Below are 7,700 nucleotides of genomic sequence, written 5' to 3' on the forward strand. Positions count from 1 at the left end.
TGATGGAGGACATGTCGTCGCTGATGAGCGACGTCAGCTACCACGACCTGCACCACCCGTGGTTCGCCACGGCCGGCTCCCGCTGACCGAGAGCTGCAGTCGGCGCCGGACACAGCGCCCCGTGTTGGGTGCCGCGGTCCCGGCTCGGTCGGGCGACCTTTCGGCGGACCGAGCCAGGACCGCTCGACCGAGCCGCATCCTCATCCTCGACCCCACGAACCACAGTCAGTGGTGAAGGTCGACCCGTGAGGCAGGATGGGGACCATGACCGACGACGCGAGCCGACCGGGACAGGACACCACCGACTCGAGGCGCGACGAGCCACGGATCGTCGTCGTGACCCAGGACGGGATGGGCGTCTCCGGCCCCGACCACGAGGCCGGCTCCGACCGCGAGGACGGCGAGCGCGCCGGCCCGGGTGACGAGCAGAAGCACCACGAGCCTCGCGAGCGCACCAACCCCGCCGACCTCGTCGAGGAGCCGGCGAAGGTCATGCGCATCGGCTCGATGATCAAGCAGCTGCTCGAGGAGGTCCGGAACGCGCCCCTCGACGAGGCCGGCCGCCGCCGCCTCGCCGACGTGCACCACCGCTCGCTCGAGGAGCTCAAGGACGGCCTGGCGCCCGAGCTGGTCGCCGAGCTCGACCGCATCGCGCTGCCCTTCCGCGACGAGTCGCCGAGCGACGCCGAGCTGCGCATCGCCCAGGCGCAGCTCGTCGGCTGGCTCGAGGGCCTCTTCCACGGCATCCAGACAGCGCTCGTCGCGCAGCAGATGGCCGCGCAGCAGCAGCTGCAGCAGATGCGGGCACTGCCGCCGGGCCCCGGCGCGTCCTACGGCACCCCGCACGGGATGCAGCCCGGCGAGCACCACCCGGGCGAGAGCGGCCCCACCGGCCAGTACCTCTGACCTCAGCGCCGGCCCCGGGCGGCCCACGGGCCGACGACCAGCAGCAGGCACTCGAACCCGACCGCGTAGCTCGCCACGAGGATGACGCCGCCGGCCCAGTCGCCGAGCACGTGCGGCCCGAGGACGAGCAGGACGGCATACGCCACCATCGACGTGACGACGATGGTCCTTCGGCGACGAGCCGGTCCCATCACACCTCCTCGCCGCGTCGTTGCGGCGTCGTTGCCCAGGCTGACGACCCCATGGCATCAGGCCCAGGTGAACGGACGGTGCCACCCCGGTGGCCCGTACCCGTCCCGTTAGGGTGAGGCGGTGCCACGCGTGCAGGAGCTGCTGAGCGGTGACAACCGCTGGCTGCGTCTTGCCTCGCACGTGCTCAAGTGGCTGGCAGTCCTCGCCGCCTGCTACCTCGGCGGGGTCGCGGCGACCAACCTCGCGCCGACCGTCGCGGAGACCTCGCAGTACCGCGCGGTCCTGCGGCTCGACCCGATCCCGCGGCACACGCCGGTGCTGCACTCACCGACGATCATCGGCGACGTCGACGTCGCGTTCGCCTCGCCGATCATCGCGCCGGGGCTCGACGTGCAGGTCGCCGTGCGTGAGGAGATCACCAACCTCTTCACCCGCCCGAACGTCGACATCCGCTCCCTGCAGCCCTCGTCCGACGAGCTGTCCGGCGCCATCACCGACGCCGCCGTCGGGGTCGGGGTGCGCTTCCTCCTCGGGGCGGTGGCGATCGCGGTGCTCCTCGCGCTGGCCTCGCACTACATCCGCCAGCGCACCACCCGCCGCCGCCACGTCGCGTTCGTCGCCTCGGCCATGGTGGTCGCGACGGCCGGGACCTTCGGGGGCATCGCCCTGACCTACCAGCCGAGCCGCTTCGCCGAGTACCGCACGAGCGGCGTGCTCGGCGTCGTGCAGCGCAACGCCGGCCTGCTTGCCGACGTCGAGGCGCGCGCCGCGCAGGTCACGCCCTACTTCCGCAACCTGCTCGCCGTCACGCAGGCCCTCCAGCAGAAGTACGTCCAGGGCTCGGTCAACGAGCCGGTGTCGGCGCGCATCCTGCTCGTCTCCGACATCCACGGCGCCAACCAGTACGCCCTAATGCGCACGATCATCGCCGAGGAGGACATCGACGCCGTCATCGACAGCGGCGACCTCATCAACTTCGGCCGGGTGCAGGAGGCCGAGGCGGCCGGCATCTTCCGCTCCATCGAGGGCCTCGGCGTGCCGTACGTCTTCGTCAGCGGCAACCACGACCAGTCCTCGGCCACCGACCGGGCCCTCGTGGCCCGTCTCGGCCGCATCCGCAACGTCGTGCTCCTGGAGAACGCCGACGGCGCCCTGCGCGAGCTGTCGTTCCACGGCCTGACGATCACCGGCTTCAACGACCCCCGCTGGTTCGGCGACGACAACGAGGACCCCACCGCCAAGGAGAAGCCGGCCGTCGACCGCTACAACGCGACGGTGGCCGACGAGCCGGAGCCCGACCTCGTCGTCGCGCACGAGCCGTATGCCACCCAGTCGATCGACAAGGGCCGCATCCTCGTCAACGGCCACATGCACACCCCCAAGCTCGACGGCAACCGCATCCAGGTGGGCACCTTCACCGGTGGCGGCGTCGTCTCCCACTACTCGGAGGGCCAGGGCCAGGAGCTCAACGGCCAGCCGTACGCGTTCGACGTCCTCGCGTTCGGCGACGCGTGCGAGCTGAACTCGCTGACGCGCTACACCTTCCGCAACCTGCTCGAGGGGCGCCCGGCGTACGACCGGGTCGAGGTGATCAGCGGCGCCCGCATCGACACCTACCAGCCCGACCGCTCGACCACGCAGCCCGGCGACACGTCGACGCCGAAGCGGACCTGCGGACGCGTGGAGGAGACGACGCTGCGCACCCTTCCAGCGCCGGCACCGCAGGACCAGAGCCCGACCTCGACTCCGGGCGGCGGCACGGCCACGCCCGGGACGCCGACACCGTCGACCTCCACCGTGTCGGTGCCGCCGCGCCTCATCCCCTGAGCTTCATCCCCTGAGCCTCATCCCCTGAGCTCGGGGAACTGGTCGTCGCGCCACTCGTTCTCGGGCCGACCGGCGCCCGTGGCATCGAGCTCGGTCTCGCGGCCGCGCAGCTCGACCCGGCGGATCTTGCCCGAGATCGTCTTGGGCAGCTCGAAGAACTCGATGCGCCGCACCCGCTGCCAGGGCGCGAGCTTCTCACGGGCGTGGGCCAGGATCGAGCGCGCCGTCTCCTCGCCCGGCTCGTGCCCGGGGGCGAGGGCGATGTAGGCCTTCGGGATCGCCAGGCGCACCGGGTCCGGCGCCGGCACGACGGCCGCCTCGGCGACGGCCGGGTGCTCGATGAGGACCGACTCGACCTCGAACGGGCTGATCTTGTAGTCGCTCGCCTTGAAGACGTCGTCGGTACGCCCGACGAAGGAGATGTAGCCGTCGGCGTCCACGGACGCGACGTCGCCCGTGTGGTAGAAACCGCCGGCCATGGCATCGGCGTTGCGCTGCTCGTCACCCTGGTAGCCGGTCATCAGCGGCACCGGGTGCTGCGAGAGGTCGAGGCAGATCTCACCCTGGTGGTCGCCCTCCCCGTCGGGCTCGACCCGCTCGTTGGTGAGAGGGTCGACGACGACGACGGGGCAGCCGGGCAGCGGGCGCCCCATCCAGCCGGGCTTGACGGTCGAGCCGGGGGTGTTGCCGACGGCGGCCGTCATCTCGGTCTGGCCGTAGCCGTCGCGGATGGTCAGGTCCCAGGCCTTCTGCACCTGGGCGATGACCTCCGGGTTGAGCGGCTCGCCGGCACCGATGACCTCGCGGAGCGAGCCGGGGCCCGAGGACAGGTCGCTGTTGATGAGCATGCGCCACACCGTCGGCGGCGCGCAGATCGAGGTGACCTCGTGCGTGTGCAGCACCCGGAGCAGCGCAGCCGGGTCGAAGCGGCTGTAGTTGTAGACGAACGCCGTCGCCTCCGCGGCCCACGGCGCGAAGAACGACGACCACGCGTGCTTGGCCCAGCCGGGGCTGCTGATGTTGAGGTGGATGTCGCCGGGCTTCAGCCCGATCCAGTACATCGTCGAGAGGTGCCCGACGGGGTAGGAGCGCTGGGTGTGCTCGACCAGCTTGGGCCGGCTCGTCGTGCCGGACGTGAAGTAGAGCAGCATCCGGTCGTCGGGTCCCGTGCCCGGGTGCTCGGTGGGCTTGGCATCGAGGGTGTATGCCGTGCCGTGGTCCTCCCAGCCGTCCGTCGCCGTGCCTGCCGGGTCGGCTCCACCGACGGCGACGCGGACGTAGTCGCCGGGCACGTCCTCGAACTTGTGCACCTCGGCGGCATTCGTGATGACGGCGCGGGCACCGCCGCGCTCCATCCGGTCGACGAGGTCTCCGGGGCCGACGGCAGTGGTCGTCGGCATGACGACGGCGCCGAGCTTGATCACGGCGAGCATCGCCTCCCACAGCTCGACCTGGTTGCCGAGCATCAGGATCACGGAGTCGCCGCGGCGCACTCCGAGACCGGCCAGGTGGGCCGCCACCTGGTCCGAGCGACGCGCCATCTCGTCCCAGGACCAGGAGCGCGAGGACTCGTCCTGCTCGACGATCGTCAGGCACGCGCGGTCGTTGCCTCGGGCCACGGCGTCGAACCAGTCGATGCCCCAGTTCCACCGGTCCCCGAGGTCGGGCCACGCGAACTCCCTGACGGCGCGGGCGTGGTCGCCCCGCAGGGCGAGGAGCTGGTCACGGGCTGCTCGGTAGGACGCGGTGGAACCGGCTTCGTCGACAGTGGAGGTCATGCCCCGACCTTGCCACACGGGAACGGGACCCGGCGGGCGACTGGACCGGTCCTGCTGAGCGCCTCGGCGGGTTCCGGCCTCGCAGTCGCTGGTCGCGTCAGTCAGGCGACCGACGGGGCCGGCGCCGCTCCTCGGCGAGCACCGGCCGGTCGGGCGTCTCCGGAGGCAGCAGGTCCACTTCGTCTCCGACGCCCAGGTCACGGCCGTGGCTGCGACGGCGCAGGTCGTCCTCGTCGATGAGCCGGTTGACCAGCTGCTGGACGTCGTTGCTGTGCGGGATGTTCGACAGGTCCTCGTCGGGGCTGTCACCGGCCGACTCGATGTGCAGCGACCCCGAACCGATCAGCCGGTCGAGCACCGTCTGCTGGAAGCTCACGTCCGTGATCTTCGACAGGGTGATGTCCTTGCCGGTCTTGGTCAGGACGCCGCGGCGGACCATGACCCGGTGGCTCGTCACGACGTAGTGGGTCGTGCGCCAACGCAGGTAGGGCACGACGACGGCCGGGACCGCGATGACGACCAGCACGGCCACGGCGATCCACTGGATGCGGTTGCCGGTCGCGTCGTCGGGCGTCGCGGCGGCGATCCCCACGCAGGCGGCTGCCAGCAGGAGTCCGAGGATCGTCGGGACGACCACGGTGAGCCAGTGCGGGTGCAGGTCCCGCTCGACCCGCTCACCCCTGGCCAGCACGTTCTCCGGGAAACCCACGGTCATCCTCCTGTCGCCGGCTCGGCCGGCCTCCTCGGGGCGCTCCTGTTGGGCGTACCCGCACCAGCGTAGGAGGCCGCGCCGGTTTCGAGTCGCGGACCGGACATCTCGGTCATAGCGTCCGAAGTGGACGAGTGAGGCAGGCATCCCAGGGGCCGGCGGATGCCGTCCGACGACCCAGCCACCCTCTCTCGCAAGGAATGTCGTGAAGACCTGCTCTCCCTCGTCACGAGGTCGCGCCCTCGGCGCAGGCCTCTCCGTCCTGACCGGCCTCAGCACCGCGCTGGCCGTCGGCTCACCGGCGGTCGCCGCCGGTGCGAGCTATGTCGCCCTCGGCGACTCGTACTCCTCGGGCACGGGCACCCGCAGCTACCTCAACGACGGGACGTCGTGCCAACGCTCCGTGTATGCCTACCCCTCCCTCGACGCGTCGGCGCTCGGGCTCACGCTGACCTTCCGCGCCTGCTCCGGGGCGACGGTGGCCGACGTCACGAACACCCAGCTGTCCGCGCTGTCGACCTCGACGGCCTACGTGACGATCTCGGTGGGCGGCAACGACGCCGGCTTCTCGAGCGTGCTGACGACGTGCGCCCAGCCGAGCTGGGCCGGCAACTGCAACGGCGCCATCGACAAGGCGCAGGGCGTCATCACCACCACGCTGCCCGGCCGCCTCGCCACGCTCTACTCCTCGATCCGGGGCAAGGCGCCGAACGCCCGTGTCGTCGTCGTCGGCTACCCCCGCATCTTCAACGGCGAGGACTGCAACGCCCTGACCTGGTTCTCGCCCACCGAGGAGTCCCGGCTCAACGCGACGGCCGACCTGCTCAACTCGAGGACGGCGACGGCCGCGACCACCGCCGGGTTCACGTTCGTCAACCCGACCACGAAGTTCGGCGGCCACGCCGTCTGCGACAGCACCGAGTGGCTCAACGGGCTCTCCAACCCGACGACCGAGAGCTACCACCCCAACGTCGCCGGCCACCGCGACGGGTATGCCGTCGTGACGAAGCCCGCCTTCGGCGTCACTGCAGCGCTCTCCCCGACCGGAGCGGAGGCGAAGGCCGTCGCCTCCGCCGACTCGCTGGCTCGCGACGCGAGCAGGTATGCCGCGGTCGACCGCACGATCGAGCCCGAGCGCTTCGTCGCTCCCGACCTCCACAGCCCGGCGATCCGGGCCGCGGCCGCCCGCGCCGGGGTCGACCTGCGCAGCCGCGCGAGCATCGACGCGGCCGACCGGCTCTGGTCGGCACGACAGGACGCCGCGCAGCGGGAGGCGGCGCGGCGCTGACCCGTGGCGCTCCCGGGCGGTCACCTAGGGTGGCCCCGTGCGCTACGACGACATCATCATCGGGGCGGGTCACAACGGCCTGACGGCCGCCGCCTACCTCGCTCGCGCGGGCCGCAAGGTGCTCGTCCTCGAGCGGCTGGACCACGTGGGCGGCGCGGCCGTGTCGGCCCGAGCCTTTGCCGGGGTGGACGCGCGGCTGTCGCGCTACTCCTACCTCGTGTCGCTCCTGCCACGGCAGGTCGTGACCGACCTCGACCTCGACCTGCGGCTGATCCGCCGCCGCTTCTCCTCCTACACGCCGGTGCCCTCGGACCCCGCCCGCGGCCTCCTCGTGGACAACGCCGACGAGGCGGCGACCCGCGCGGCCTTCCGGGCGCTCACCGGCGGTGACGAGGCGTATGCCGGGTGGAGCGACTTCTACGGCCGCATGACCGCCGTGGCAGGCCGGGTCTTCCCGACGGTCCTCGAGCCGCTGCGCTCTCGTGAGGAGGTGGGTGCCCTGTCGGGAGACGAGGAGCTCTTCGACGCCTTGACGACGCGGCCCCTGGGCGAGCTCATCGAGTCGGTGACGAGCGACGACACGCTGCGCGGCATCATCGCCACCGACGCCCTCATCGGCACCTTCGCCTCGCTCAGGGAGGGCGACCTGCGCCAGAACGTCTGCTTCCTCTACCACCTCATCGGCGGCGGAACCGGCGACTGGGACGTGCCGGTCGGCGGCATGGGCGCGCTCACGGACTCCCTTGCCGCAGCGGCTGTCTCGGCCGGGGCGACGATCCTCACCGGTGCCGACGTGACAGCGGTCGACCCGTCCACCGGCGAGGTCCACTGGGCCGGCGGCACGGCCGGCAGCGGCAGCGCCGTCGGCGACACCCTCGTCGCCGGGTGCGCGCCCACGGTGCTGAACCGGCTCCTCGCGGCGGCGGGGGCGGAGCCCGTCGAGACCGAGCCCGACGTCGAGGGCGCGCAGCTCAAGGTCAACATGCTCCTGACCCGCCTC

At 71.8% G+C, this 7,700-nt stretch carries 7 protein-coding genes; 4 read left to right on the top strand and 3 right to left on the bottom strand.

The features are described from left to right. Positions 1-264: 264 nt before the first annotated feature. Entirely contained in the window at positions 265-906 is a 642-nt protein-coding gene (locus ABD194_RS09675) for a proteasome activator (protein WP_343990681.1), read from the top strand. A gap of 2 nt (positions 907-908) precedes the next feature. On the opposite strand, the gene ABD194_RS09680 is transcribed toward ABD194_RS09675, so the two are convergent. Beyond that, entirely contained in the window at positions 909-1,097 is a 189-nt protein-coding gene (locus ABD194_RS09680) for a hypothetical protein (protein ID WP_343990683.1), read from the bottom strand. A 121-nt stretch (positions 1,098-1,218) separates the two neighbouring features. Here ABD194_RS09680 and ABD194_RS09685 point away from each other — a divergent pair, with 121 nt between their 5' ends. After that, positions 1,219-2,925 (top strand): metallophosphoesterase family protein, encoded by a 1,707-nt coding sequence (locus tag ABD194_RS09685; protein WP_343990685.1) that lies wholly within the window; start codon positions 1,219-1,221, stop codon positions 2,923-2,925. 17 nt (positions 2,926-2,942) lie between these two features. On the opposite strand, the gene ABD194_RS09690 is transcribed toward ABD194_RS09685, so the two are convergent. After that, a complete protein-coding gene (locus ABD194_RS09690) occupies positions 2,943-4,703 on the bottom strand; it encodes an AMP-binding protein (protein WP_343990687.1) in 1,761 nt (586 codons plus the stop codon). 97 nt (positions 4,704-4,800) lie between these two features. After that, positions 4,801-5,418: a PH domain-containing protein gene (locus ABD194_RS09695; RefSeq protein WP_343990689.1), complete on the bottom strand. Its 618-nt coding sequence runs from the start codon at positions 5,416-5,418 to the stop codon at positions 4,801-4,803. A 199-nt stretch (positions 5,419-5,617) separates the two neighbouring features. On the opposite strand from ABD194_RS09695, the gene ABD194_RS09700 reads away from it, so the two are divergent. After that, positions 5,618-6,700 carry an SGNH/GDSL hydrolase family protein gene (locus ABD194_RS09700; RefSeq protein ID WP_343990691.1) on the top strand — a complete coding sequence of 361 codons (1,083 nt, stop codon included), beginning with the start codon at positions 5,618-5,620 and terminating at the stop codon, positions 6,698-6,700. Between the two features lie 37 nt (positions 6,701-6,737). Further along, positions 6,738-7,700, top strand: a 963-nt coding sequence (locus tag ABD194_RS09705) for a phytoene desaturase family protein (RefSeq protein ID WP_343990693.1), incomplete at its 3' end; no start/stop codon positions are given.

Source organism: Terrabacter terrae, assembly GCF_039529575.1.
GTDB classification, from domain to species: Bacteria; Actinomycetota; Actinomycetes; order Actinomycetales; family Dermatophilaceae; genus Terrabacter; species Terrabacter terrae.